This window comes from Pseudomonas sp. Y39-6 (genome assembly GCF_023651955.1).
Lineage (GTDB): Bacteria > Pseudomonadota > Gammaproteobacteria > Pseudomonadales > Pseudomonadaceae > Aquipseudomonas > Aquipseudomonas veronii.
Genome location: NZ_CP069594.1, coordinates 883,219 through 908,292 on the forward strand (window position 1 = coordinate 883,219; position 25,074 = coordinate 908,292).

23 protein-coding genes are annotated in these 25,074 nt (G+C 62.5%); 7 read left to right on the forward strand and 16 right to left on the reverse strand.

What is annotated here, in order from left to right; all coding sequences use genetic code 11:
• Positions 1 to 70: 70 nt before the first annotated feature.
• The 10 genes from JN756_RS03885 to JN756_RS03930 all read right to left on the reverse strand — a co-directional run bounded on the left by JN756_RS03885 (position 71) and on the right by JN756_RS03930 (position 9,240).
• On the reverse strand, positions 71 to 1,342 hold the full coding sequence (locus JN756_RS03885) for an SAM-dependent methyltransferase (protein WP_017845512.1): 1,272 nt from the start codon (positions 1,340 to 1,342) through the stop codon (positions 71 to 73).
• Complete coding sequence (locus tag JN756_RS03890; protein ID WP_201021796.1) at positions 1,329 to 2,138, reverse strand: DUF1365 domain-containing protein; 810 nt, start codon at positions 2,136 to 2,138, stop codon at positions 1,329 to 1,331. The genes JN756_RS03885 and JN756_RS03890 overlap by 14 nt, the downstream gene beginning before the upstream one ends.
• Complete coding sequence (locus JN756_RS03895) at positions 2,135 to 3,382, reverse strand: NAD(P)/FAD-dependent oxidoreductase (protein ID WP_104903970.1); 1,248 nt, start codon at positions 3,380 to 3,382, stop codon at positions 2,135 to 2,137. Before JN756_RS03895 ends, JN756_RS03890 begins: the two co-directional genes overlap by 4 nt.
• The gene (locus JN756_RS03900) at positions 3,379 to 4,161 is read right to left on the reverse strand and encodes an SDR family NAD(P)-dependent oxidoreductase (RefSeq protein WP_201021797.1); all 783 of its coding nucleotides are present in this window, start codon (positions 4,159 to 4,161) and stop codon (positions 3,379 to 3,381) included. The genes JN756_RS03895 and JN756_RS03900 overlap by 4 nt, the downstream gene beginning before the upstream one ends.
• Positions 4,158 to 4,580: a nuclear transport factor 2 family protein gene (locus JN756_RS03905; protein WP_057005763.1), complete on the reverse strand. Its 423-nt coding sequence runs from the start codon at positions 4,578 to 4,580 to the stop codon at positions 4,158 to 4,160. Before JN756_RS03905 ends, JN756_RS03900 begins: the two co-directional genes overlap by 4 nt.
• Positions 4,573 to 6,018, reverse strand: a complete 1,446-nt coding sequence (gene phrB / locus JN756_RS03910; protein ID WP_057005762.1) for a deoxyribodipyrimidine photo-lyase — start codon at positions 6,016 to 6,018, stop codon at positions 4,573 to 4,575. The genes JN756_RS03905 and phrB overlap by 8 nt, the downstream gene beginning before the upstream one ends.
• Positions 6,019 to 6,948: a MerR family transcriptional regulator gene (locus JN756_RS03915; protein ID WP_201021798.1), complete on the reverse strand. Its 930-nt coding sequence runs from the start codon at positions 6,946 to 6,948 to the stop codon at positions 6,019 to 6,021.
• Positions 6,949 to 6,963: 15 nt separating this feature from the next.
• The gene (locus JN756_RS03920) at positions 6,964 to 7,929 is read right to left on the reverse strand and encodes a YbgA family protein (RefSeq protein WP_201021799.1); all 966 of its coding nucleotides are present in this window, start codon (positions 7,927 to 7,929) and stop codon (positions 6,964 to 6,966) included.
• Positions 7,930 to 8,041: 112 nt separating this feature from the next.
• Entirely contained in the window at positions 8,042 to 8,257 is a 216-nt protein-coding gene (locus JN756_RS03925) for a TIGR02450 family Trp-rich protein (RefSeq protein WP_169881239.1), read from the reverse strand.
• Positions 8,257 to 9,240, reverse strand: coding sequence for an NAD(P)/FAD-dependent oxidoreductase (locus tag JN756_RS03930; protein ID WP_057005761.1), 984 nt, complete (start codon positions 9,238 to 9,240; stop codon positions 8,257 to 8,259). Before JN756_RS03930 ends, JN756_RS03925 begins: the two co-directional genes overlap by 1 nt.
• 211 nt (positions 9,241 to 9,451) lie before the next feature.
• Between JN756_RS03930 and JN756_RS03935 the strand changes: the two genes are divergently transcribed.
• Together JN756_RS03935 and hemH are read left to right on the forward strand one after the other, a co-directional pair.
• The gene (locus tag JN756_RS03935; RefSeq protein WP_201021800.1) at positions 9,452 to 10,351 is read left to right on the forward strand and encodes a TIGR01777 family oxidoreductase; all 900 of its coding nucleotides are present in this window, start codon (positions 9,452 to 9,454) and stop codon (positions 10,349 to 10,351) included.
• A 14-nt stretch (positions 10,352 to 10,365) separates the two neighbouring features.
• On the forward strand, positions 10,366 to 11,391 hold the full coding sequence (gene hemH, locus JN756_RS03940) for a ferrochelatase (protein WP_079442826.1): 1,026 nt from the start codon (positions 10,366 to 10,368) through the stop codon (positions 11,389 to 11,391).
• Between the two features lie 102 nt (positions 11,392 to 11,493).
• Here the strand turns inward: hemH and JN756_RS03945 are convergent, their stop codons facing one another.
• Together JN756_RS03945 and algW are read right to left on the reverse strand one after the other, a co-directional pair.
• Positions 11,494 to 13,590, reverse strand: coding sequence for a TonB-dependent siderophore receptor (locus JN756_RS03945; RefSeq protein WP_201021801.1), 2,097 nt, complete (start codon positions 13,588 to 13,590; stop codon positions 11,494 to 11,496).
• A gap of 114 nt (positions 13,591 to 13,704) precedes the next feature.
• Entirely contained in the window at positions 13,705 to 14,859 is a 1,155-nt protein-coding gene (algW, locus tag JN756_RS03950; protein WP_017845499.1) for a Do family serine endopeptidase AlgW, read from the reverse strand.
• A 102-nt stretch (positions 14,860 to 14,961) separates the two neighbouring features.
• Between algW and JN756_RS03955 the strand changes: the two genes are divergently transcribed.
• The 3 genes from JN756_RS03955 to cysN all read left to right on the forward strand — a co-directional run bounded on the left by JN756_RS03955 (position 14,962) and on the right by cysN (position 18,726).
• Entirely contained in the window at positions 14,962 to 15,720 is a 759-nt protein-coding gene (locus JN756_RS03955; protein ID WP_128191605.1) for a Nif3-like dinuclear metal center hexameric protein, read from the forward strand.
• Between the two features lie 180 nt (positions 15,721 to 15,900).
• Entirely contained in the window at positions 15,901 to 16,818 is a 918-nt protein-coding gene (gene cysD, locus JN756_RS03960; RefSeq protein WP_010565604.1) for a sulfate adenylyltransferase subunit CysD, read from the forward strand.
• A gap of 9 nt (positions 16,819 to 16,827) precedes the next feature.
• Positions 16,828 to 18,726, forward strand: a complete 1,899-nt coding sequence (gene cysN / locus JN756_RS03965; RefSeq protein WP_046488067.1) for a sulfate adenylyltransferase subunit CysN — start codon at positions 16,828 to 16,830, stop codon at positions 18,724 to 18,726.
• 176 nt (positions 18,727 to 18,902) lie between these two features.
• On the opposite strand, the gene yihG is transcribed toward cysN, so the two are convergent.
• The 3 genes from yihG to JN756_RS03980 all read right to left on the reverse strand — a co-directional run bounded on the left by yihG (position 18,903) and on the right by JN756_RS03980 (position 22,272).
• On the reverse strand, positions 18,903 to 19,802 hold the full coding sequence (yihG, locus tag JN756_RS03970) for a 1-acylglycerol-3-phosphate O-acyltransferase, YihG family (protein WP_046384745.1): 900 nt from the start codon (positions 19,800 to 19,802) through the stop codon (positions 18,903 to 18,905).
• Positions 19,803 to 21,902, reverse strand: a complete 2,100-nt coding sequence (pta, locus tag JN756_RS03975) for a phosphate acetyltransferase (RefSeq protein ID WP_046384744.1) — start codon at positions 21,900 to 21,902, stop codon at positions 19,803 to 19,805. It abuts the gene before it with no gap.
• A 79-nt stretch (positions 21,903 to 21,981) separates the two neighbouring features.
• On the reverse strand, positions 21,982 to 22,272 hold the full coding sequence (locus JN756_RS03980; protein WP_046384743.1) for a DUF3565 domain-containing protein: 291 nt from the start codon (positions 22,270 to 22,272) through the stop codon (positions 21,982 to 21,984).
• On the opposite strand from JN756_RS03980, the gene JN756_RS03985 reads away from it, so the two are divergent.
• Positions 22,271 to 22,756 carry an FKBP-type peptidyl-prolyl cis-trans isomerase gene (locus JN756_RS03985; RefSeq protein ID WP_017845493.1) on the forward strand — a complete coding sequence of 162 codons (486 nt, stop codon included), beginning with the start codon at positions 22,271 to 22,273 and terminating at the stop codon, positions 22,754 to 22,756. The two genes, JN756_RS03980 and JN756_RS03985, sit on opposite strands and share 2 nt — an antisense overlap.
• 164 nt (positions 22,757 to 22,920) lie before the next feature.
• On the opposite strand, the gene rpsT is transcribed toward JN756_RS03985, so the two are convergent.
• A complete protein-coding gene (rpsT, locus tag JN756_RS03990; RefSeq protein ID WP_003215870.1) occupies positions 22,921 to 23,199 on the reverse strand; it encodes a 30S ribosomal protein S20 in 279 nt (92 codons plus the stop codon).
• Positions 23,200 to 23,452: 253 nt separating this feature from the next.
• Between rpsT and murJ the strand changes: the two genes are divergently transcribed.
• Positions 23,453 to 24,991: a murein biosynthesis integral membrane protein MurJ gene (gene murJ, locus JN756_RS03995; protein WP_169865178.1), complete on the forward strand. Its 1,539-nt coding sequence runs from the start codon at positions 23,453 to 23,455 to the stop codon at positions 24,989 to 24,991.
• The last annotated feature ends 83 nt before the right edge of the window (positions 24,992 to 25,074 follow it).

Sequence of the window (25,074 nt, forward strand, 5' to 3'; positions counted from 1 at the left end):
CGCAGTGTAAGGCAAGCGGGTGACACAGGTGTGAAAGGGCTGACAGACGTTAGCGTACCCGGCGCATTGGTTAAGCACTGAAACGCCCAAGCAACGGCGGGTTGATGGCTGCCGGCTTGGCCAGCAGCAACTGCGCGGTGCCGATGGTGCGCTCCATAAAGCCGCCTTCGCAGTAGCACAGGTAAAACTCCCACAACCGCAGGAAGTATTCGTCGTAGCCCAATTCCATGAGACGGCCGTGAGCGCGGCGAAAGTTCTCATGCCACAAGCGCAGGGTTCGCGCGTAATGCAGGCCGAAATCTTCCATGTGCAGCAGGTTCATGTCGGTGTCGCGGCTGATGATCTGCAGCATGTTCTGCACACAGGGCAGGGCGCCGCCGGGGAAGATATAGCGCTGGATGAAGTCGACGCTGTTCTTGGCCTGTTCAAAGCGTTGCTCACGGATGGTGATGGCTTGCAGCAGCATCAGCCCATCGCTCTTGAGCAGGCGCGCGCACTGTTTGAAGTAGGTCGGCAGGAAGCGATGGCCCACCGCTTCGATCATTTCGATGGACACCAGCTTGTCGTATTGGCCGCTCAGGTCGCGGTAGTCCTGCAACAGCAGCGTCACTTGGTCTTGCAGCCCCATGGCGGCGATGCGTTGCTGGGTGTAGACAAACTGTTCCCTGGACAAGGTCGTGGTGGTGACTTTGCAGCCATAGTGCCGCGCCGCGTACAACGCCATGCTACCCCAGCCGGTGCCGATCTCCAGCAGATGGTCGGTGGGTTTAAGCGCGAGTTTCTGGCAGATGCGTTCCAGCTTGTTCAGTTGCGCCTGTTCCAGGGTGTCTTCGGCGCTCAGGAACTGCGCCGCTGAATACATCATGGTCGGGTCGAGGAATTCTTCGAACAGGTCGTTGCCCAGGTCATAGTGGGCGGCGATGTTCTTCTGCGAACCCTTGCGCGTATTGCGGTTGAGCCAATGCAAGCCTTGGGTGAACGGCCGCGCCAGCTTGGCCAGGCCGCCCTCCAGCGCGTCGAGCACCTCCAGGTTGCTGACCATCACACGCACCACGGCGGTCAGGTCCGGGCTGCTCCAATAACCGTGGATAAACGCTTCGCCCGCACCGATCGAGCCGTTGGCCGCCACCAGGCCCCACACCGCCGAATCGAGGATCTGGATCTCGCCCAGCAGATGCGCTTCGCGGGCGCCGAACACTTGGCGTTCGCCGTCTTCGATCAGCACCAGTTGGCCGTGGCGCAATTGACTGAGTTGCCGCAGCACGGCTTTGCGCAGCAGTGCGGTGGTCACGCCGTTGACGTTCAGGCGGTTGGCCTTGACCGATAAGCTAGGGGATTTCATGGCGGCGATCCTTGGTGTACCCGACGGCGGTGCGAGAGGCGCCATCGGCGGCCTGATGGGGAAAAATCGGTGTGCGTTTGAGCAACAGGCGCAGGGCCTGCCAATAGATCGCCAGGCAGGTCTTGGCGGTCATCCACGGAAAGCGCCACAGATAGCGGTGCAGGCTGGCGCGGCTGAGGGCTTCGCGCTGCAGGCTCAAGGTGGCGTCGAAGACTTTCCGATCGCCCTGCCAGTCGGCCATGTGGACCCCAAGCCTGGCGGCGGGCGGGCTGAAGCTCATGCGGTATTCCAGGTCGGGCGGCAGGAACGGCGATACATGAAACGCCTTGGCCACGGCGAAGTGCTGATGCTCGTCGGCGCCCAGCGCCAGGGCCGGCAGCACGTAGTGATAGCGCTCGCGCCATGGGGTGTTGGTCACTTCACACAGGATCGCGGCCAATTGTCCGTCGGCCTCGAAGCAGTAGAAGAAACTCACCGGGTTAAACGCCAGGCCCCAACTGCGGGCCTGAGTCAGTAGGCAGATAGCGCCCTGGGGTGTACGCCCCAGCGCCTTGCCGACGTGCTGGCGCACGGCATCGCTCAGGCTCATGCCGTGGCGGGTGAATTCACGCAGGTAATCCTGCTGGCGAAAGCCGAAGGCGGCCAGGCGACCTGCGCCGGCCAGGGGCGACAGCCCGAGCACTGCGTCCTGTTCGCTCAAGTCCAGGTACAGCAAGCCGATGCGGTAGCGAAAGGCGTGGGCCCTGGGCGCAAACCGGCGATGGGCGATCCAGCCGCTGTACAAGGCGCTGTTCACAGGGCTTCTCCAAACGCCTGGGCCACGCGCAAGGCGCTGATCACGCCGTCTTCATGGAAGCCGTTGGCCCAATAGGCGCCGCAATAATAGGTATGCTGCGCACCGCTCAACTCTTCCCAACGCGCTTGCGCAGCCACGGCCGCCAGGCTGTATTGCGGGTGGGCATAGGTGTAGCGGGCGAGGATCTTCAGCGGGTTGATCATCGATGTCTGGTTGAGGCTGACGCAAAAGGTCGTGGCGCTGTCGATGCCTTGCAGGATGTTCATGTCATAGGTCACCGCCGCCTGGCTCTGTGCATTGCCGCTGAGCCGGTAGTTCCAGCTGGCCCAGGCCAGTTTGCGGTCTGGCAGCAGGCGCGTGTCGGTGTGCAGCACCACGTCATTGTCGGCGTAGGGCAGGGCGCCGAGGATCTGCTGCTCGGCACTGCTCGGCTCGCCCAGCAGGGCCAGCGCCTGGTCGCTGTGGCAGGCGAACACCACTTTGTCGAAGGTTTCGGTGCCCGCGGCGCTGTGGATCGTCACGCCCTGTGCATCGCGCTCGACCCGATGCACGGGGCAATCGAGGCGAATCCGTTCACGAAAGCCGCGGGTCAGCGGTTCGATGTAGCGGCTTGAGCCGCCCTCGATCACGCACCATTGCGGGCGGTTGCTCACCGACAGCAAGCCGTGGTTCTTGAAGAAGCGCACAAAGAACTGCAAGGGGAAACCGAGCATGTCCGCCAGGGACATCGACCAGATCGCAGCGCCCATCGGCACGATGTAATGCCGGATGAATCGCGGGCCGTAGCCGCCGGCGTCGAGGTAGTCACCCAGGGTCATGTCGGCACTGATGCGTTGCGCTTGCAGGTCCGCCGGCGCCTCGCGGTTGAAGCGCAGAATATCGCGCAACATGCCCCAGAACCCCGGCGACAACAGATTGCGCCGCTGCGCAAACAGGCTGTTGAGGTTATTGCCGTTGTACTCGAACCCGCTGCGGCGGTCGCACACCGAAAAGCTCATCTCGGTGGGTTTGAACTTCACGCCGACCTGACCCAGCAGGCGGATGAAGTTGGGGTAGGTCCAGTCGTTGAATACGATAAAACCGGTGTCCACCGCATAGCTTTTACCCTCGACGGTGACGTTGACCGTGTGGGTATGCCCGCCGATGCGATCGCCCGCTTCGAACAGGGTGATGTCGTGGCGACGGCTGAGCAGGTAGGCGCTGGTCAGCCCGGCAATGCCGCTGCCGATAATCGCGATCTTCACAGGTCGTCCTTTTTTGGCGGCGGGCTGCGCAGCATGCGTTTGCCGATGATCAGTTGCGCGCGATTCGGCAGTTTCGACAACGGCCACAGGGTGGCGATGAACATCGCCGGGAAGGCGATTTCCAGTGGGCGTTTGTCCAGCTTGGCGAAGATATGCCGGGCCGCCTTGTCGGCAGACCAGGCCAGGGGCATCGGGAAGTCATTGCGCTCGGTCAGCGGGGTGTCGACAAAGCCCGGGCTGATCACGGTGACGTCGATGTTTTCCGGCGACAGGCTGATGCGCAGGGATTCGAACAGGTAGCGCAAACCGGCCTTGGACGCGCCATAGGCTTCGGCGCGCGGCATCGGCAGGTAGGTCACGGCGCTGGCCACGCCCACCAGGTGCGGTGCGCGCCCGGCGCGCAACAGTGGCAGTGCGGCTTCGATGCAATAACTGCTGGCGAGCAGGTTGGTGCGTACCACGTATTCGACGATCGACGCGTCGAATTGCTTGGCATCGACATATTCACAGGTGCCGGCATTGAGGATCACGGTGTCCAGCGACCCCCAGACCTGGGCGATGTGTTCGCCGATTTCGCGCACGGTCTGGCTGTTGGTCAAGTCGCCCGCCACGACCAGCACTTGGCCGGGAAAGCGTTGGGCGAGCGCTTGCAGCGGGCCTTTGGAGCGCGAACTGAGGGCCACGTGGGCGCCGCTGTTGAGCAGCTCCACGGCTAGGGAGGCGCCGATGCCACTGCTGGCGCCGGTCAGCCAATAACGACGGGGCGGTGTGAGGTTCATCCGACTCTCCTTTTCAGCCAACTGATCACACGGCCGAACACCGGCAAGTGTTCGTAAAGCATTGCGCCGGCATCGAAATAATCCCGATGGCGGTACACCTTGTCGCGCCACATCAGGTGCGAGCAACCTTCCACTCGGATCACCTTGCCCTTGGCCAGGCGCGGGTGGCAAAAGCTCATTTTCCAGCGCAGGTAACCTTCGCCTTCGGCCACCTGGTCGAAGCCGTGGAAGTCGAAGCGCAACTGGCTGACATTACCGTACAACTGCGCGAAATAGTGGTGCAGCGGCGTGAGCCCCTGGACTTCGTGCAGCGGGTCGGTGAAGACGATGTCCTTGCTGTACAGGCTGTCGAGCAGGTGCAGGTTGTGCTTGTCCAGAGTGGCGAAGGCCTGGGCGAAGCGGCGCAGGAAGTCACTCATGTTCGGCTCCGACGGCCTGGCGCGACGGCAGGCTGCGGAATGCCGCCAATGCACGTTCGCGGGAGTGTTTCAGGTCGACGATCGAGCGCGGGTAGTCGGCCACGCCGAACAGGCCGCCAGCGGCCTGCGGGTCGTGTACGTCGTTTTTATTCAGCGTCGCCAGTTGCGGCAGCCAGTGCTTGATGAATACGCCGTCGCGGTCGAATTTCTGCGACTGGCTCAGCGGGCTGAAAATCCGGAAATACGGCGCCGAATCAGTGCCGGTGGAGGCGCTCCACTGCCAGCCGCCATTGTTGGCTGCCAGGTCGCCGTCGATCAGGTGGCGCATGAAAAAGCGCTCGCCTTCGCGCCAGTCGATCAGCAGGTTCTTGGTCAGGAACATCGCCACCACCATGCGCAGGCGGTTGTGCATCCAGCCGGTTTCCAGCAGTTGGCGCATGGCCGCGTCGATGATCGGCAAACCGGTGCGCGCCTGCTGCCAGGCTGCGAGGTCGTTGGGCGCGTCGCGCCAGGCCACCGCCTCGGTTTCGGGGCGGAAGGCGCGGTGACGGGACACCCGCGGGTAGCCCACCAGGATGTGCTTGTAGAACTCACGCCAGAGCAGTTCGTTGACCCAGGTGATCGTGCCGATATCGCCGCTTTCGAACTCGCCCTGGTTGCGCTGCAGCGCGGCATGCAGGCACTGGCGCGGCGAAACCACGCCCGCCGCGAGGTACGCCGACAGCTGGCTGGTGCCGGGCTTGGCCGGGAAGTCGCGCTCATCCTTGTAATAGCTGATCTGCTGCGCGGCGAATGCGTCGAGGCGGCGGCGCGCTTCGTCTTCACCGGCGGGCCAGAGGGCGCGCAGCGTTTCGCTCGGCGTTTCGAAACCGTCGACCTGTTGCGGTACCGGGTCGCTGGTCAGCGCGAGGGCCGCTTGAGCCTTGGGCGTGGCCACCCGGCGCGGCAGGGCGCTGTGCAGGCGGGCGTAGCACACCTTGCGGAACTGGCTGAACACCTGGAAGTAGGTGCCGGTCTTGGTCAGTACGCTGCCGGGCTGGAAAAACAATTGGTCGAGGTAACGGTGGAAGCTCACGCCGTCGGCTTCCAAAGCCTTGGCCACCGCCGCATCGCGACGGCTTTCGTGGATGCCGTATTCCTCGTTGACGTGGACCGACTCGACCGATAGCTCGCGGCACAGTTGGCCGAGTACGGCGGGCGCCTGGTCCCAGGTCGCGGCGCGGCGGATCAGCAAGGGAATATTCAGCGCGCCGAGGGCCTGGCTCAAGTGCTGCAGGTTGCGCAGCCAGAAGTCGACTTTGCACGGTGCATCATCGTGGGCCAGCCATTGCTGCGGGGTGATCAGGTACACGGCCGCCACCGGGCCGCGCTGGCTCGCGGCGGTCAGGGCGGTGTTGTCATGCAGGCGCAGGTCGGTGCGCAGCCAGATCAAGTGCATTTAAACAAGTCCCTGCTGGATCAGTATCTGGTGAGCCGACAACGGGTTTTCGGCGACGAACAATTCAGGGGTGTCGCCGGCTAATGCCGTCAGCTCGGCCTGGTGGATGCATACCGTTGGTCCGACGATCAACTTTGGGCAAGCGATGCCGCCCAGAAGTTTTGCGAGTGCCGACAAATGGAGCGCCTGGCTGGAATACAGCAGCACCGCCCGCGGTTGCAGGTGTTCCACGGCCAGCGCCAGTTCACCGGTCGGCAGCGGCCAGTCGAAGACTTCCACCGGGCAGTCGGCGCTGCTGGCCAGCCAGGCGCTGAGCCACAGGTGCGGTGCCAGGGGCAGGTCGGAATGATTCACCAGCAGCAGCGGTGCGCCGTGCAACTGGCGATTGTTGTGATAGATCCGCGCGCCGAACTTGCTGCGCAACCAGGACAGGAAGAACACCCGTTCCATCTGCGCGCCGAATTGGCCCTGCCAGCGTTGCTCCAGTTCGCGGAGCAGCGGCAGCAGCAGTTGTTCGCACAGGGTGCGCGGCGGGTAGAGCGCCATGGCCTGGTTGAAGGCATCGTCGACCCGGCGTTCGGCCAGCGCGCTGATGGCCTGCACCAGGGTCTGGCGCAGGGTGTGCCATTCGTTTTCGACGGCGTCGGGAGCGACGTGCGCGGAGTCGATCAGGTTTTTCACCTGGCTGACCGGCACGCCGCGATTGAGCCAGGTGAGGATGGTGTGGATGCGTTGCACATGGTCGTGGCTGAACAGCCGGTGACCCTTGGGCGTGCGCTGCGGCACGATCAGGCCATAGCGGCGCTCCCAGGCGCGCAGGGTCACGGCGTTGACGCCGGTCTGGCGCGCCACTTCACGGATCGGCAGCCAGCCGTCTTCGAGGGCTTGGGCGATATCTTCGCCGGGTTCGTCTTGCAAGGCTGTGGTCATGAGGTTTTTCATGGTTCAGATCGCATTGCGCAGGCTGAGATTTTCCGGGTGTGGCTGCAAGTAAGCCTGCTGCGCGATGTAGCGGTCCGGGTGGAGGCGAAAGTGGTGCTTGAGCAAGGTCAGCGGCACCACCAGCGGCACGATGCCTTGGCGGTATTGGCCGATCACGGTTTGCATTTCCTGTTTGTCGTCGGCGCTGATGGCCTGCTTGAGGTAACCGCTGATGTGTTGCAGCACATTGGTGTGGGTGCCGCGGGTGGCGCACTTTCTCAGGCCGCTCATCAGCGCGCTGAAATAGCCGCTGCCCAATGCGTCGAGGTCCTCGCCCTTGGCCATGCCGCCGAGCAGGTTGCCGAGGCTTTTGTAATGCGCCGGGCTGTGGGCCATCAGCAGGTATTTGTAGCGCGCGTGAAAGGCCAGCAGGCGATGGCGGCTCAGGCCTTCGCCGAGCAATTGTTGCCAGCTGGCGTAGACGAAGACGCGGGTCAGGAAGTTTTCCCGCAGCACCGGGTCATTCAGGCGGCCGTCTTCTTCCACAGGCAGGTTGGGGTGGCGCGCGCAAAAGGCTTGGGCATAGATGCCACGCCCGCCGCCGTCCACCGGTGCGCCGTTTTCACGGTAGACCTTGACCCGTTCCAGGCCGCAGGACGGCGATTTCTGCATGAAGATATAGCCGCACAGGTCGCTGTGCTCGGCGGCCATTTTTTCGCCGTATTCACCCAGCGGCGCGGTGACGTTCAGCTCGCGATGCACGCTGCCGACGGCTTGAGGGGACGCGGCATCGCCCACCAGGCGAATGGTCTCCCGGGGAATGCCCAGGCCGATCGCCACTTCCGGGCACAACGGCACAAAGTCGAAGTACGCGGCGAGCACCTCGCTGCAGAGTTGCGATTGCTTGTGGCCGCCGTTGAAACGGACGTTCTCGCCCAGCAGGCAGGCGCTGATGCCAATCTTCGGCTTGAAGGACGGGGTGCTGGACATGGGCAAACCTCTGCAAGATTCCTGTACAAGCGTAAAAGCATGTACAGCTAAATCTCATCATAGGTTTGATGCTGTACAAGTCAAATGGTTTGTACAAGTATTTGTGCGAGGGCTATTTCCAGCCGATTCGCCAGTCCTCGGCGCTTTGCAGGGTTTGCCAGGGCAGGCGTGCACCGCGCCGGGTCATGACGGCTTGCAGCTCGATGTCGAGCACGTTGCCTTCTTCATCACAAAACAGTTCGGTGACCAGGAAGTGTTTTTCCTTGTTGCGCGGGTGTGCTGCTGTCCACTTCGACAGCAGCAATTTAGCGGGGTTTATGCGGTTCATTACAGGTGCTCGATCAAGCGTCGCGCGGCTTCCTGGCCACTGAGCCAGGCGCCTTCCACGCGGCCCGACAGGCACCAGTCGCCACAGACGTACAAGCCCAGGTCGGCGTCGGCCAGCACGCCGAATTCATGGGCGCTGGACGGTCGTGCGTAGAGCCAGCGGTGCGCCAGGCTGAACGAAGGCGCGGGCATGGCGCTGTGCAGCAGTTCGGCGAAGGCGCCGTGCAGGTGTTCGATCACTGCTTCTTTGGGCAGGTCCAGATGTTCTTTGCTCCAGGCGCTGGTGGCGTGCAGCACCCAGGTGTCGAGGACGGTGTCGCGCCCCGGTTTGCTGCGGTTGCGGGCCAGCCAGTCGAGGGCGCTGTCTTGCACGAAGCAGCCTTCCATCGGGGTTTCCAGCGGCTTGTCGAAGGCCAGCGCGATGGCCCAGGTCGGGTCCATCTTCACGCCGGCGGCGGCACTTGCCAGCTTCGGTGCGGCGGCCAGCAGGGCGGTCGCTTGCGGGGCGGGCGTGGCGATGATGACGTGGCTGAACGGACCATGGTTGCCGCCGTCGGCGTCCAGCAGGTTCCAGTGCCGTTTGCCTTGGAACACTTCGGTGATACGGCAGCTGAACTGCACCGGCAGGTCGTCGAGCAGGGCGCGGGTGATGGCGCTCATGCGCGGCGTGCCGACCCAGCGGATCTGTTCATCGGGGGAGGGCGTGAGTTCGCCGGACTTGAAGTTATACAGCTGCGGCTTCCATTGCTCGGCCCAGCCATTGCTTTGCCAGCGCTGCACTTCGTTGACGAAGCGGCGGTCGCGGGCGGTGAAGTACTGCGCGCCCATGTCCAGTGCGCCGGCGTCGCTGCGCTTGCTGGACATGCGGCCACCACTGCCGCGGCTTTTATCGAAGAGTTGTACAACATGCCCGGCGTCTCGTAACGCTCGGGCGGCGGAGAGACCGGCGATGCCGGTGCCGATGATCGCGATGGGGACAGTCATGGGAGGCCTCGTTTTACCGTTGGGTACAGACTACGCCGACACCAATAGCTGTACAATATTGTTTTTTGGTATAAGTTTTGGCGTACCTGATCGTTTGGCGTGACCTATGGTTAAAGCTGAGGCTTAAATCAATGTCACGCCCGATTGCAAATGATCCCTGCTTATAAAATAGACCAGTGATCGGTGGCGAACGTTACATGAGGAAGATCCCATGCATATTTTGCTGACCGGCGGTACCGGCCTGATCGGCCGTCAACTCTGCCAACATTGGCTGGCGCAAGGGCATCGCCTGACGGTGTGGAGCCGTCGCCCTGAACAGGTCGCCCGGTTATGTGGCGATGCGGTGCGCGGTGTCGCCAGCCTGCAAGAGGTTATCGGCCCGGTGGACGCGGTCATTAATCTGGCCGGCGCGCCGATCGCCGATCGCCCCTGGACGCATAAACGCAAGGCGCTGCTGTGGAGCAGCCGCATCAGTCTGACCGAAACCCTGCTGGTGTGGCTGGAAGGCCTGGTGGAGAAACCGGCGGTGTTGATTTCCGGTTCTGCCGTGGGCTGGTACGGCGACGGCGGCGAGCGCGAACTGACCGAAGCCAGCGGCCCGGTGCAGGACGATTTCCCCAGCCAGTTGTGCGTCGCCTGGGAAGAAACCGCCCAGCGCGCCGAAGCCCTGGGCATTCGCGTGGTGCTGGTGCGTACCGGGCTGGTGCTGGCGGCCGAGGGCGGCTTTTTGTCGCGGCTGTTGCTGCCGTTCAAGCTGGCACTGGGCGGGCCGATTGGGAATGGCCGGCAGTGGATGCCGTGGGTGCATATCCACGATCAAATCGCGCTGATAGATTTTCTTCTGCACCAGCACGACGCCCGCGGTCCCTATAATGCCTGCGCGCCGCACCCGGTGCGTAACCGCGAGTTTGCCAAGACGTTGGGCCAGGTGCTGCACCGCCCGGCGTTCATGCCCATGCCGGCCTTCGTGTTGAAGGTGGGGTTGGGCGAGTTGTCCGGTTTGTTGCTGGGCGGCCAGAAAGCTTTGCCCGAACGCCTGTTGGCGGCCGGTTTCACTTTCCAGTTCACTGAGTTGAAGGCGGCCTTGGACGACTTGTCCAGCCGCCTCTAGAGATAGGATGTTGCATGACGGATCACGCGTTGTTACTGGTCAACCTGGGGTCACCGGCGTCTACTTCGGTGGCCGATGTGCGCAGCTACCTCAATCAGTTCCTGATGGACCCTTACGTGATCGACCTGCCGTGGCCGGTGCGGCGCTTGCTGGTGTCGCTGATCCTGATCAAGCGTCCCGAACAGTCGGCCCATGCCTATGCCTCGATCTGGTGGGAGGAAGGCTCTCCGCTGGTGGTGCTCAGCCAGCGCCTGCAGCAGAAAATGATTGCGCAGTGGACCCAGGGTCCGGTGGAGCTGGCGATGCGTTATGGCGAGCCGTCCCTTGAAACGACCCTGACGCGCCTGGCCGCCCAGGGCGTTCAGAAAATCACCCTGGCGCCGTTGTACCCGCAGTTCGCCGACAGCACCGTGACCACGGTGATTGAAGAAGCTCAGCGGGTGGTGCGCGACAAGAAGCTCAAGGTGCAGTTCTCGATCCTGCAACCGTTCTATGATCAGCCGGAGTACCTCGATGCGTTGGCGGCGAGCGTGCGGCCTTACGTGGCGCAGGAGTACGACCACCTGCTCCTGAGTTTCCACGGCCTGCCCGAGCGCCATCTGACCAAGCTCGACCCTACCGGCGCGCATTGCTTCAAGGATGCCGATTGCTGCCGCAACGCTTCGCCGCAGGTGCTTGCCACGTGTTACCGCGCGCAGTGCTTCAGCGTCGCCCGCAATTTTGCCGAGCGCATGGGGCTGCCGGACGGCAAATGGTCGGTGGCATTCCAGTCGCGCCTGGGCCGGGCGAAGTGGATCGAACCCTACACCGAGGCACGCCTGGAAGCGTTGGCCCAGCAAGGCGTGAAAAAGCTGCTGGTGATGTGCCCGGCGTTCGTGGCCGACTGCATCGAGACGCTGGAAGAGATCGGCGACCGTGGCCGGGAGCAATTCCGCGCAGCGGGCGGCGAGGAGTTGGTGCTGGTGCCGTGCTTGAATGACAGCGAGCAGTGGGCGGTGGCGCTTAACACCCTGTGCGAGCGGGCCCCCGTGGCACTGTAATGTGGGAAGGGGCTTGCTCCCGATAGCGGTTTGCCAGTCACTGGGTGAGGTGACTGTTGTAGCGCTATCGGGGGCAAGCCCCCTCCCACAGGTTTGACCGTGTTACAGGTTGAGGGTCAGGCTGACCGTGAAGTTGCGCGGTTCACCGGGGCTGACCCAATAGTTGCTGTAGGCGCGTTCGTAGTACTTTTCATCAAACAGGTTGTTAAGGTTCAGGCCCACGGTGACGTTGTCGGTGGCTTTGTAATGCGCCAGCAGGTCCACGGTGTGATAAGCGGGCAGTTCGAAACTGCCGCCGGCTTCACCGGAGCGATCACCGACATAGGTGAACGCCGCGCCCACGTCTGAACCGCGCAACGTGCCGTCCTGGAATTCATACACGCCCAACAGGCTGCCGCTGCGCTTGGCCACGCCGAGAATGCGGCTGCCGGTGGGGATGGCTTTATCGCCCTTGGTCACTTCGGCATCGATGTAGGCGAACGCGCCGATCACGCGCACCGCCTCGCTCAGTTGCCCGCTCAGTTGCAGGTCAAACCCTTGGCTGCGTGCCTTGCCCATGGCGCGTTGGGTGTCGGTGGCCGGGTCCACGGCCAGCACGTTTTCCTTCTCGATGTGGAACGCGGCGAGGGTGGCGCTGAGGCGCTCGTCGAACAGCTCGCTCTTGATCCCCACTTCATACCCCACACCCTCTTCAGGCTTGAAGGATTTGCCGCCAGCGTCCAGGCCGTTGTTCGGCTTGAATGAGGTCGAGGCGTTGGCGAACACCCCGACTTCAGGCGTGAGCTGGTAGAGCAGGCCGGCGCGCTGGGTCAGGGCGTCGTGGGTCTGGCGGCTCTTGGCGTGATGACGGGTGAAGTCGTCGGTGTGTTGCTCGAAGTGCTCGAAGCGCGCGCCGAGCATGCCGCGCAGGCGTTCGGTGAAGACGATCTGGTCTTGCAGGTTCAGTGCCTGGCTTTTTACCTGTTCGGAGAAGTCAGTGCCGGAGCGCTCGCCATTGGGTTTGGGCTGGCCGTAGACCGGGTTGTAGATGTCGATCGCGTAGGGGCTGCCGGCGATGGCGGTCACGCGTTCCTTCTTGCGGTAGTCCTCGTACTCGGTGCCGATCAGCAACTCGTGTTGCCAACGACCGATGTCGAACAGACCGCGCAGTTCCAGTTGGGTGATGCTGTCGTGCCAACCCATGGAGCGTTCGCGGTAGCGGCGGTTGACGGTGTGGCCGTCGCTGTTCAGCGCGCGGTTTTCCGAAGCGTCGCCCCACAGGCTGCCTTGTTTGTAATGGCTGGCCAGGCGCAGGGCCCACGTGTCGTTGAGGTGATGTTCGAGGGTGGCCTGGAGGCGGTTGTTGTGGTTGTTGATGTCGCCGTCGTTGGGCTCGCCGAGGAAGGTGGAGCGCGACATGCCGCGCGGCGCGACGATGCCGCGGTCGAAGGTGGAGCGGTGGCGCACGAATTCGCTTTCCACCAGCAGGTGCGTGTCGGGGGCCAGTTGCCAACTGAAGGACGGCGCGACGAACACCCGCTTGGCGTCTACGTGATCGCGGAAACTATGGTTGTCTTCCACCGCCAGGTTGACCCGTGTCAGCAGTTGCCCTTCGCTGTCGAGCGGGGTGTTCACGTCCAGCGCGGTGCGATAGCGGTCCCAACTGCCGGCGCTGGTTTGCAGGGTGGTGAACGCGTCGGGCTGGGGTTTCTTGGTGACGATATTCACCGTGCCGCCGGGATCGCCGCGCCCGTACAGGCTGGCGGCGGGGCCTTTGAGCACTTCGATGCGTTCGAGATTGGCGGCGTCCGGCGTGCTCGGGTAACCGCGGTTGGCGCTGAAGCCGTCCTGGTAGAACTCCGACGTGGTGAAGCCGCGCACGCTGTATTCGTAGAAGGTGAGGCCGCCGAAGTTGTTCTGCTTGGAGACGCCGCCGGCAAATTCCAGGGCGCGTTCCACGTCGGTGCTGCCCAGGTCCTTGAGCACGTTGGCGGGAATCACGCTGATGGATTGCGGGATGTCGCGCAGCGCGGTGTCGGTCTTGGTTGCGCTGGCGGAGCGGGTGGCGCGATAGCCGTTGACCGGGCCGGTGGCGGATTCGTAGGCGTCGGTGGTGACGCTGATGGCGTCCAGTTCAATGCGGGTGTCTTCGGCGCAGGCGGGGTCCAGCAGCAAACCCAAGGCCAGGCCAGCCAAGGGGGGAAACGTGCGAGGCGACATGATAGAGCGTTCCAATGGCGATATTGAAACAATATAACATGTCATTATGTAAGCGGTTCGGTTCTGAAATATGTGCTTACAGGTGCCCGCGAACGGGCACCCGGAGGGCGCGGGTTATTCCTCTTCCGTCACCGGCGCGGGCGGTGGGCGCAGGCCGATTTCCGCCGTCAGGTTGAGCTCTTTACCGTTGCGCATCACCTGGATCGTGACCTTGTCGGTCGGCTTGATCCGCGCCACTTGGTTCATCGACTTGCGGCCATCACCGGCCGGTTCGCCGTCGATGCTGAGGATCACATCGCCCAGTTGCAGGCCGGCCTTTTGCGCCGGGCCGTCGCGGAAGATCCCGGCGACCACGATGCCCGGGCGCCCGGTCAGGCCAAACGACTCGGCCAGTTCCTTGCTCAGCGGCTGCACTTCGATCCCCAGCCAGCCACGGATCACCTGGCCGTGCTCGATGATCGACTTCATCACTTCCATCGCCAGCTTGACCGGGATCGCGAAACCGATGCCCTGGGAGCCGCCGGACTTGGAGAAAATCGCCGTGTTGATGCCGGTCAGGTTGCCGTTGGCATCCACCAGCGCGCCGCCGGAGTTGCCCGGGTTGATCGCGGCGTCGGTCTGGATGAAGTCTTCGTAGCTGTTGAGGCCCAACTGGTTACGCCCGGTGGCGCTGATGATGCCCATGGTGACCGTCTGGCCGACGCCGAACGGGTTGCCGATGGCCAGCGCGACATCGCCGACCCGCAGCCCTTCGGAGCGGCCGATGGTGATCGCGGGCAGGTTTTTCAGGTCGATCTTCAGCACCGCGAGGTCGGTTTCCGGGTCGCTGCCGACCACGCGGGCCAGGGTTTCGCGGCCGTCGCGCAGGGCTACCACAATCTGGTCGGCACCGGTGGTCACGTGGTTGTTGGTGAGGATGTAGCCTTCCGGGCTCATGATCACCCCGGACCCCAGGCTGGATTCCATGCGTCGCTGCTTGGGGCTGTTGTCGCCGAAATAGCGGCGGAACTGCGGGTCTTCGAACAGCGGGTGCGCCGGCTTGTTGACGACCTTGGTGGTGTACAGGTTGACCACCGCAGGGGCGGCGATGACCACGGCGTCGGCGTAGGTCACCGGGCCTTGCACCATCGTATTGGTTTGCGGGGCCTGTTGCAGGTTCACATCAAGGCTCGGTAAGCCCACCCACTGGGGGTAACGCTGAATAATCATCATCGCGATCAGCACGCCAGCCAGCAATGGCCATCCAAAAAAACGCAGTGCCTTGAGCATCAAGTAAGTCCTGACAGGTTGCAGGGGGCGGGGGAGCGCCCATAATGTCGCGCATTATACGAGGCTGCGAGCGCCTCGGAACGGGATATTTAGGAGTCTTTTATGGCCGTTGCTTTGAGCACCCTCGTCGAGGAAGCGGACCGCTACCTTGGCAGCGCAAAAATTGCCGATTACTGCCCCAACGGCCTGCAGGTCGAGGGGCGCCCGCAGGTGATGCGTATCGTCAGCGGCGTCACCGCCAGCCAGGCATTGCTCGACGCCGCCGTCGAAGCCCAGGCCGACCTGGTGCTGGTCCACCACGGTTATTTCTGGAAGGGCGAGAACCCGTGCATCACCGGCATGAAGCAGCGCCGCCTGAAGACCCTGCTCAAGCACGACATCAGCCTGCTGGCCTACCACCTGCCGCTGGACCTGCACGCCGAGGTCGGCAACAACGTACAGCTTGCTCGGCAGTTGGACATCACCGTCGAAGGCCCGCTGGACCCGGCCGACCTCAAGATCGTCGGGCTGGTCGGCTCTCTCGCCGAGCCGCTGTCGCCGCGTGACTTCGCCCGCCGCGTGCAGAGCGTGTTGGGGCGCGAGCCGCTGCTGATCGAAGGCAGCGAGATGATCCGCCGCGTCGGCTGGTGTACCGGCGGTGGCCAGGGTTACATCGACCAGGCGATTGCGGCCGGCGTCGACCTGTACCTGAGCGGCGAAGCCTCCGAACAGACCTTCCACAGCGCCCGCGAAAACGACATCAGCTTTATCGCCGCCGGCCATCACGCCACTGAGCGTTACGGTGTGCAGGCGTTGGGCGATTACCTGGCGCGGCGTTTCGCCCTGGAGCATTTGTTCATCGATTGTCCCAACCCGATCTAACGCACACCACCCTCCCACATTTGGGAGGGTTCGGCCGCCCATCGCCGCCAAACCTCGGGGCATATCCATATACCGTTTCGATCTAGTCGGCGCCCTGAATAGAAGCAGGTGCTGTGCTAGCATGCCTCGCTCGAACACGGCCCGCTGGCCGTCCATAAGATCGTTTTTCCGTGAGTAGCCATGGTCGACAAACTGACGCATCTGAAACAGCTGGAGGCGGAAAGCATCCACATCATCCGCGAGGTCGCCGCCGAGTTCGACAACCCGGTGATGCTCTACTCGATCGGTAAAGACTCCGCCGTGATGCTGCACCTGGCACGCAAGGCCTTCTTCCCGGGCAAGCTGCCGTTCCCGGTGATGCACGTCGACACCCAGTGGAAATTCCAGGAGATGTACACGTTCCGCGACCGCATGGTTGAAGAACTGGGCCTGGACCTGATCACCCACGTCAACCCGGACGGTGTGGCGCAGGGCATCAACCCGTTCACCCACGGCAGCGCCAAGCACACCGACATCATGAAGACCGAAGGCCTCAAGCAGGCCCTGGACAAGTATGGTTTCGACGCAGCCTTCGGCGGTGCCCGTCGCGATGAAGAGAAATCCCGTGCCAAAGAGCGCGTGTACTCGTTCCGCGACAGCAAGCACCGCTGGGACCCGAAAAACCAGCGTCCGGAGCTGTGGAACGTCTATAACGGCAACGTCAACAAGGGCGAGTCGATCCGTGTGTTCCCGCTGTCCAACTGGACCGAACTGGACATCTGGCAGTACATCTACCTGGAAGGCATCCCGATCGTGCCGCTGTACTTCGCCGCCGAGCGCGATGTGATCGAGAAGAACGGCACGTTGATCATGATCGACGACGACCGCATCCTCGAGCACCTGTCCGACGAAGACAAAGCCCGCATCGTCAAAAAGAAAGTCCGTTTCCGTACCCTTGGCTGCTACCCGTTGACGGGCGCGGTGGAGTCCGAAGCGGAGACGCTGACGGACATCATTCAGGAAATGCTCCTGACGCGAACTTCCGAGCGCCAGGGCCGGGTCATCGACCACGATGGTGCCGGCTCGATGGAAGATAAAAAACGTCAAGGCTATTTCTAAGGGGTTGTCATGTCGCATCAATCTGATTTGATCAGCGAGGACATCCTCGCCTACCTGGGCCAGCACGAGCGCAAGGAAATGTTGCGCTTCCTGACCTGCGGCAACGTCGACGACGGCAAGAGCACCCTGATCGGGCGCCTGCTGCACGACTCCAAGATGATCTACGAAGATCACCTGGAAGCCATCACCCGCGATTCGAAGAAGGTCGGCACCACCGGTGACGACATCGACCTGGCTCTGCTGGTCGACGGCCTGCAGGCCGAGCGCGAGCAAGGCATCACCATCGATGTCGCCTACCGCTACTTCTCCACCGCCAAGCGTAAATTCATCATCGCCGACACCCCCGGCCATGAGCAGTACACCCGCAACATGGCCACCGGTGCGTCCACCTGTGACCTGGCGATCATCCTGGTCGACGCGCGCTACGGCGTGCAGACCCAGACCCGTCGCCACAGCTTCATAGCCTCGTTGCTGGGCATCAAGCACATCGTGGTCGCCATCAACAAGATGGACCTCAACGGTTTCGACGAAGGCGTATTCGAGCAGATCAAGGCCGACTACCTGAAGTTCGCCGACGGTATCGCCTTCAAGCCGAGCACCATGGCGTTCGTGCCGATGTCGGCGCTCAAGGGCGACAACGTGGTGAACAAGAGCGAGCGTTCGCCGTGGTACACCGGCCAGTCGCTGATGGAGATCCTCGAGACCGTCGAGATCGCCAACGACCGCAACTACACCGACCTGCGTTTCCCGGTGCAGTACGTCAACCGTCCGAACCTGAACTTCCGCGGTTTCGCCGGCACCCTGGCCAGCGGCATCGTCCACAAGGGCGACGAAGTCGTGGTGCTGCCGTCGGGCAAGAGCAGCCGCGTCAAATCCATCGTCACCTTCGACGGTGAACTGGAACACGCCGGTCCCGGCCAGGCCGTGACCCTGACCATGGAAGACGAGATCGACATCTCCCGTGGCGACCTGCTGGTGCATGCCGACAACGTGCCGCAAGTGACCGACGCCTTCGACGCCATGCTGGTGTGGATGGCCGAAGAGCCGATGCTGCCGGGCAAGAAATACGACATCAAGCGCGCCACCAGCTACGTGCCGGGTTCCATCACCAGCATCGTGCATCGCGTGGACGTGAACACCCTGGCCGAAGGCCCGGCGAGTTCGCTGCAGTTGAACGAAATCGGCCGGGTCAAGGTCAGCCTCGACGCCGCCATCGCCCTGGACGGTTACGCGAGCAACCGCACCACCGGCGCGTTCATCGTCATCGACCGCTTGACCAATGGCACCGTGGCCGCGGGCATGATCATCGCGCCGCCGGTCAGCCACGGCAGCGCCGCGCAGCACGGCAAGTTGGCCCATGTGGCCACCGAAGAGCGCGCCCAGCGCTTCGGCCAGCAGCCGGCCACCGTGTTGTTCAGCGGCTTGTCGGGCGCCGGCAAAAGCACCCTGGCCTATGCGGTTGAACGCAAGTTGTTCGACATGGGCCGCGCGGTGTTTGTACTGGATGGCCAGAACCTGCGCCACGACCTGAACAAAGGCTTGCCGCAGGATCGCGTCGGGCGTACCGAGAACTGGCGTCGTGCGGCTCACGTCGCACGCCAGTTCAACGAAGCCGGCCTGCTGACCCTGGCCGCGTTCGTTGCGCCGGATGCCGAAGGGCGTGAACAGGCCAAGGCACTGATCGGTGCCGACCGCTTGCTGACGGTCTACGTGCAGGCTTCGCCGCTGGTGTGCGCCGAGCGCGATCCACAAGGCTTGTACGCGGCCGGTGGGGATAACATCCCTGGCGAGTCCTTCCCCTACGACGTGCCGTTGAATGCCGATCTGGTGATCGACACCCAGGCCCTGTCGCTGGAAGACAGCGTCAAGCAAGTGCTGGAGCTGTTGCGTCAGCGCGGCGCGATCTAAACCTCGCCGCTACAAAAAAGCCCGCCACCGAGTGATCGGTGGCGGGCTTTTTCACATCCTCAAGATCGGGCTCGGTCAAATGTGGGAGGGGGCTTGCCCTCGATTGCAGAGTGTCAGTCAGAGCATCGGGTGACTGAACCACCGCTATCGGGGGCAAGCCCCCTCCCACCTTTTGATCAGTGGCGGCCTGGGTAGTCGGTGTGCAACTGTTTCAGCAGCGCATCCTTGTCTTCCCACAACCGGTTGATCCAGGCCTGGAACGCCAGCCGATACTCGCTATCCTGCTCATAATTCTTGCCAATGAACTCGGCCGGAATCTGCACCTCTTCGAACTGCACCACCACGTCCTGCACATTCCCACACAACAAGTCCCAGTAGCCTGGGCGCCCGGCGGGGTAGTGGATGGTCACATTGACCAATGACTTGAGCTGCTCACCCATGGCATCCAGCACAAACGCGATACCGCCAGCCTTGGGCTTGAGCAGGTAGCGAAACGGCGACTTCTGCTGCGCATGCTTGCCGACGGTAAACCGCGTGCCTTCGGCAAAGTTGAAAATGCCCACAGGGTTGGCGCGAAACTTAGCGCAGGTCTTGCGGGTGGTTTCCAGGTCCTTGCCTTTCTTCTCCGGGTGTTTTTCCAGGTAGGCCTTGGAGTAGCGCTTCATGAACGGAAAGCCCAACGCCCACCAGGCCAGGCCAATCACCGGCACCCAGATCAGTTCCTGCTTGAGAAAGAACTTCAGCGGGCGAATGCGGCGATTGAGCACGTATTGCAGGACCATGATGTCGACCCAGCTCTGGTGGTTGCTGGTCACCAGATAAGAGTGCTGGTAGTCCAGCCCTTCCAGGCCTTTGAGGTGCCAGCGGGTGCGCCGTACCAGGTTCATCCACGCCTTGTTGTTGCTGATCCAGGCTTCATGGGTGTGGTTCATCAGCCATTCGCTGAAACGTTTGGCGAACGGCAGGGCCTTGAACAGTGCGACGATGAACAGGAACGAACACAGCAGGATCGTGTTCAGCGCCAGCAGCAACGACGCGATTACCCCGCGCACGGCGGCAGGTAGAAAATCCAGCATTTAGATATCCATAGGTCGGTTGGCGGCTTGAATCGCGGTCAGGGCGATGGTGTACACAATGTCGTCGACCTGGGCGCCGCGCGGCAGGTCGTTCACCGGTTTGCGCAGGCCCTGGAGCATCGGCCCGAGGCTGACGCAATCGGCGCTGCGTTGTACCGCCTTGTGGGTGGTGTTGCCGGTGTTCAGGTCGGGGAACACGAAGACCGTGGCCTTGCCCGCCACCAGGCTGTTGGGCGCCAGTTGCCGGGCGACGGTTTCGTTGGCGGCGGCATCGTATTGCAACGGGCCGTCGATCAGCAGCGAACTTTGCTGTTCATGGGCGAGCAGGGTGGCTTCGCGGACCTTTTCCACCTCTTCGCCGCTGGCCGACTCACCGCTGGAATAGCTGATCATCGCCACCCGCGGGGTGATACCGAACGCGGCCGCCGAATCGGCGCTCTGCAGGGCGATTTCCGCCAGTTCGGCGGCGCTCGGGTGCGGGTTCATCACGCAGTCGCCGTACACCAGCACCTGTTCGGGGAACAGCATGAAGAACACCGACGACACCAGGGTGCAGCCCGGCGCGGTCTTGATCAGTTGCAGGGCCGGGCGGATGGTGTTCGCGGTGGAGTGGATAACGCCGGAGACCAGGCCGTCGACTTCATCCAGGGCGAGCATCATGGTCGCGATCACCACGGTGTCTTCGAGCTGCTGTTCGGCCATCGGCGCGTTGAGGCTTTTGCTTTTGCGCAACGCGACCATCGGTTCGACATAACGCTCGCGGATCAGGTCCGGGTCGAGAATCTCCAGGCCTTCGGGCAATTCGATGCCCTGGGCGCGGGCGACCGCTTCGACGTCCGCCGGCTTGGCCAGCAACACGCAGCGGGCAATGCCGCGGGCCTGGCAGATCGCGGCGGCTTGCACGGTCAACGGCTCGCTGCCTTCGGGCAGGACGATGCGCTTGTTGGCGGCCTGGGCGCGTTGGATCAACTGGTAGCGGAACACTGCCGGCGACAGGCGCATCTCCCGTGGCGTGCCGCAGCGTTGGTGCAGCCAGCGCGCATCGAGGTGGCTGGCGACGAAATCGGTGATGATCTCGGCGCGCTCACGGTCATCGATGGGGATTTCCTTGTTCAGGTTGTTGAGCAGGTTCGCTGTCTCATAGGAACCGGTACTCACCGACAGCACCGGCAACCCGGCCTGGAACGCGCCTCGGCAGAGGTCCATGATGCGCGGGTCGGGCAGGGTGTCGCTGGTCAGCAGCAGGCCGGCCAGGGGCACGCCGTTGATCGCCGCCAGGCTGACGGCGAGGATGATGTCGTCGCGGTCACCCGGTGTCACCACCAGCACGCCCGGCTTGAGCAGTTCCACGGTGTTGCGCATGGTGCGGGCGCAGATGATGATCTTGGTCATGCGCCGGGTTTCGTAATCCCCGGCGTTGAGGATCTGCGCGCTCATCAGGTCGGCGACGTCACGGGTGCGCGGCGCGTTGAGTTCGGGCTGGAAAGGAATGCAGCCGAGCAGGCGGAAATCCCCGCTGCGCAGCAACGGCGAATGCTCCTTGAGGCGCGCCGAGAAGGCCTCCATGCTTTCATCGGTGCGTACCTTGTTGAGGATCACGCCGAGCACTTTCGGGTCCTTCGGGCCGCCGAACAGTTGGGCCTGCAGCTCCACGCGGCCGGAGAGCTCGGTGAGCACTTCGTTTTCCGGCGCCGAGACCAGGATCACTTCCGCATCCAGGCTCTTGGCCAGGTGCAGGTTGACCCGCGCCGCATAGCTGGCGCTGCGGGTCGGCACCATGCCTTCGACGATCAGCACGTCCTTGCCCACGGCGGCCTGCTGATACAGGGTGATGATTTCTTCGAGCAACTCGTCGAGCTGGCCGTCGCCGAGCATCCGCTCGACATGGGCCAGGCCCAGGGGCTGCGGCGGTTTGAGGCCGTGGGTGCGCGCCACCAGTTCGGTGGAGCGTTCGGGGCCGGTGTCGCCGGGGTGCGGCTGGGCAATCGGTTTGAAGAAGCCGACTTTCAACCCGGCACGTTCAAGGGTGCGGACCAGCCCAAGGCTGATAGAGGTCAGACCCACACCAAAATCGGTGGGCGCGATAAAAAAAGTCTGCATGCGAATTCTCTGGAGGTGCATGGCTTCGGTGGCGCTCTATGGTTGAGTGCCTACCGGGAATCAGGCGCCAAGGTTATCGTTATTCGCGCTCCTGCGCACACCAGCCGCAGGCAAAGGGCTGGCCTATTTTTTCCAGGCGGCGTGCGGGGTCGAGCACCCAGGCGCGCGATTGCCAGGGCGGCTGGTGGCGCAGGTGCTGGGTGTGGCCGCAGGACAGCTCGGCAACCCAGTGCCGGTCGTCGTCCTGGTGGAATCCGATGATGACGACGGCCGTTGATTGGTCCCGTCCGTCCGGGTTCTGTTCGCTTTCGGGCAAATCCTTGTTTAGACTTGTCCGTTCTTCATTCTTATGCAAAAGGTCTCGCCCCATGACGATCGCCGCTAACAAGGCTGTCTCCATCGACTATACCCTGACCAACGACGCTGGTGAGGTCATCGACAGCTCAGCCGGCGGCGCGCCGCTGGTCTACCTGCAAGGCGCAGGCAACATTATCCCGGGCCTGGAAAACGCCCTGGTCGGCAAGAGCGTCGGTGATGAACTGACCGTTGTCGTAGAGCCTGAAAATGCTTACGGCGAATACTCCGCCGAACTGGTCAGCACCCTGAGCCGCAGCATGTTCGAAGGTGTCGACGAACTGGAAGTGGGCATGCAGTTCCACGCTTCCGCGCCGGACGGCCAAATGCAGATCGTCACCATCCGTGATCTGGACGGCGACGACGTCACTGTCGACGGTAACCACCCTCTGGCAGGCCAGCGCCTGAACTTCCAAGTGAAGATCGTTGCCATCCGCGACGCTTCCCAGGAAGAAGTCGCTCACGGCCACGTCCACGGTGAAGGCGGTCATCACCATTGATCGATGTTTTGATCAGGTGGTAGCAAAAACGCCCCGACTGGTTCGGGGCGTTTTTTTGTGCGTGCAATAAAGATGTATGGCGCCCAAACAAAAATGCCCCGGACCTTTCGGTACGGGGCATTTCTTAACTGTTACGCAGGTAAACCTGCGTGGCAGTTTATCGCTTAGGCTGCAGCAGCAAGGTTCAGAGCCTTGATGTGGCCGTTCAGGCGACCTTTATGGCGAGCAGCTTTGTTCTTGTGGATGATGCCTTTATCGGCCATACGGTCGATAACTGGCACAGCCAGAACGTAAGCAGCTTGAGCTTTTTCAGCGTCTTTTGCGTCAATGGCCTTAACTACATTCTTGATGTAGGTACGAACCATGGAACGCAGGCTGGCGTTGTGGCTGCGACGCTTCTCAGCCTGTTTTGCACGTTTTTTGGCGGAAGGTGTGTTGGCCACCGTCGAGCTCCTCGAAAGACTTTTTAGGAAATAGCAAACAAAATAGGCCGCGAATCATGCCGATGAGTTGATGGGTTGTCAAGGGCGGTTGATGCGAACTGCTGAGTGGTCGATCTGAAGAGGCGGGTGATTTATTTCCGGCGCTTGACCTGTAAACTCGCGAGCTTTGGCGCTGTGCTGTTGCAGGCGCGCAGTATCGCATAAGTAGGCGCGTAGTTCGCCTGCTCTTTATCTATAGGCGCAAACTCTTTCAATGAATCTGCTCAAATCGTTGGCTGCCGTCAGCTCAATCACGATGATTTCCCGGGTATTGGGGTTTGTGCGTGACACCTTGTTGGCACGCATTTTCGGCGCCAGCATGGCCACGGATGCGTTCTTCATTGCCTTTAAACTGCCCAACCTGTTGCGGCGGATCTTCGCCGAGGGCGCGTTTTCCCAGGCGTTCGTGCCGATTCTGGCGGAATACAAGACGCAGCAGGGCGAGGAGGCGACCCGCACATTCATTGCCTATGTCTCGGGCTTGCTGACCCTGGTGCTGATGCTGGTGACTGTGATCGGCATGCTCGCCGCGCCGTGGGTGATCTGGGCCACGGCGCCCGGTTTTGCCAATACGCCGGAAAAATTCGCGCTGACCACTGATCTGCTGCGGGTGACTTTCCCCTACATATTGCTGATTTCCCTGTCATCCCTGGCTGGCGCCATCCTCAATACCTGGAACCGTTTCTCGGTGCCGGCGTTCGTGCCGACCCTGCTTAACGTCAGCATGATTATTTTCGCGCTGTTCCTCACGCCTTACTTCGATCCACCGGTCATGGCCCTGGGCTGGGCCGTCCTGGCCGGCGGCCTGGCGCAATTGCTCTACCAACTGCCGCACCTGAAAAAGATCGGCATGCTCGTGTTGCCGCGCCTGAACCTCAAGGACACCGGCGTCTGGCGCGTGATGCGCAATATGCTGCCAGCGATCCTCGGGGTGTCGGTCAGCCAGATTTCCCTGATCATCAACACCGCGTTCGCCTCATTGCTGGTGTCCGGTTCGGTGTCGTGGATGTACTACGCCGATCGCTTGATGGAGCTGCCGTCCGGCGTCCTCGGCGTGGCCCTGGGCACGATTCTGCTGCCGACGCTGGCGCGTACTTACGCGAGCAAGGACCGCCATGAATACTCGCGCATTCTCGATTGGGGCCTGCGCCTGTGCTTCGTGCTGGTGTTGCCGTGCTCGCTGGCCCTGGGAATCCTCGCCGAGCCACTGACGGTGTCGTTGTTCCAGTACGGGCAATTCGGCGCGCACGATGCCTTGATGACTCAGCACGCGCTGATCGCTTACTCGGTCGGTCTGCTTGGGATTATCGTGATCAAAGTGCTGGCGCCGGGGTTCTACGCCCAGCAAAACATCCGCACGCCGGTGAAGATCGCGATCTTCACGCTGATCGTCACGCAACTGCTCAACCTGGTGTTCATCGGTCCGCTGGCGCATGCCGGCCTGGCCCTGGCCATCAGCGCCGGTGCCTGTATCAATGCCGGCCTGCTGTTTTACCAACTGCGCAAACAGCAGATGTTCCAGCCGCAGCCTGGCTGGGGCATGTTTGCCCTCAAGCTGCTGGTGGCGGTGGCGATGATGTCGGCGGTATTGCTGGGTCTGATGCACTTCATGCCGGCCTGGGATCAAGGCCATATGCTCGAGCGTTTCTTGCGCCTGGGCGTGCTGGTGGTGGCGGGCGTGGTGGTGTACTTCGGGATGTTGCTGCTGCAAGGTTTCCGCCTGCGGGATTTCAATCGCAAGGCGCTGGGTTAGCGAGTTTGCCGCGATAAAACCGGTGTTTTATCGATTCCATCCATTTTGCCCTGCGCTGTTGCCTGTGATCCGGGGCCGGGTGT

What these genes read in the sequence shown, in the direction of transcription:
- JN756_RS03885 (WP_017845512.1), bottom strand. Translation starts at nt 1,342, where the DNA reads ATGAAATCCCCTAGCTTATCGGTCAAGGCCAACCGCCTGAACGTCAAC.
- JN756_RS03900 (WP_201021797.1), bottom strand. Translation starts at nt 4,161, where the DNA reads ATGAACCTCACACCGCCCCGTCGTTATTGGCTGACCGGCGCCAGCAGT.
- JN756_RS03905 (WP_057005763.1), bottom strand. Translation starts at nt 4,580, where the DNA reads ATGAGTGACTTCCTGCGCCGCTTCGCCCAGGCCTTCGCCACTCTGGAC.
- phrB (WP_057005762.1), bottom strand. Translation starts at nt 6,018, where the DNA reads ATGCACTTGATCTGGCTGCGCACCGACCTGCGCCTGCATGACAACACC.
- JN756_RS03915 (WP_201021798.1), bottom strand. Translation starts at nt 6,948, where the DNA reads ATGACCACAGCCTTGCAAGACGAACCCGGCGAAGATATCGCCCAAGCC.
- JN756_RS03920 (WP_201021799.1), bottom strand. Translation starts at nt 7,929, where the DNA reads ATGTCCAGCACCCCGTCCTTCAAGCCGAAGATTGGCATCAGCGCCTGC.
- JN756_RS03925 (WP_169881239.1), bottom strand. Translation starts at nt 8,257, where the DNA reads ATGAACCGCATAAACCCCGCTAAATTGCTGCTGTCGAAGTGGACAGCA.
- JN756_RS03930 (WP_057005761.1), bottom strand. Translation starts at nt 9,240, where the DNA reads ATGACTGTCCCCATCGCGATCATCGGCACCGGCATCGCCGGTCTCTCC.
- JN756_RS03935 (WP_201021800.1), top strand. Translation starts at nt 9,452, where the DNA reads ATGCATATTTTGCTGACCGGCGGTACCGGCCTGATCGGCCGTCAACTC.
- hemH (WP_079442826.1), top strand. Translation starts at nt 10,366, where the DNA reads ATGACGGATCACGCGTTGTTACTGGTCAACCTGGGGTCACCGGCGTCT.
- JN756_RS03945 (WP_201021801.1), bottom strand. Translation starts at nt 13,590, where the DNA reads ATGTCGCCTCGCACGTTTCCCCCCTTGGCTGGCCTGGCCTTGGGTTTG.
- algW (WP_017845499.1), bottom strand. Translation starts at nt 14,859, where the DNA reads ATGCTCAAGGCACTGCGTTTTTTTGGATGGCCATTGCTGGCTGGCGTG.
- JN756_RS03955 (WP_128191605.1), top strand. Translation starts at nt 14,962, where the DNA reads ATGGCCGTTGCTTTGAGCACCCTCGTCGAGGAAGCGGACCGCTACCTT.
- cysD (WP_010565604.1), top strand. Translation starts at nt 15,901, where the DNA reads ATGGTCGACAAACTGACGCATCTGAAACAGCTGGAGGCGGAAAGCATC.
- cysN (WP_046488067.1), top strand. Translation starts at nt 16,828, where the DNA reads ATGTCGCATCAATCTGATTTGATCAGCGAGGACATCCTCGCCTACCTG.
- yihG (WP_046384745.1), bottom strand. Translation starts at nt 19,802, where the DNA reads ATGCTGGATTTTCTACCTGCCGCCGTGCGCGGGGTAATCGCGTCGTTG.
- pta (WP_046384744.1), bottom strand. Translation starts at nt 21,902, where the DNA reads ATGCAGACTTTTTTTATCGCGCCCACCGATTTTGGTGTGGGTCTGACC.
- JN756_RS03985 (WP_017845493.1), top strand. Translation starts at nt 22,271, where the DNA reads ATGACGATCGCCGCTAACAAGGCTGTCTCCATCGACTATACCCTGACC.
- JN756_RS03980 (WP_046384743.1), bottom strand. Translation starts at nt 22,272, where the DNA reads ATGGGGCGAGACCTTTTGCATAAGAATGAAGAACGGACAAGTCTAAAC.
- murJ (WP_169865178.1), top strand. Translation starts at nt 23,453, where the DNA reads ATGAATCTGCTCAAATCGTTGGCTGCCGTCAGCTCAATCACGATGATT.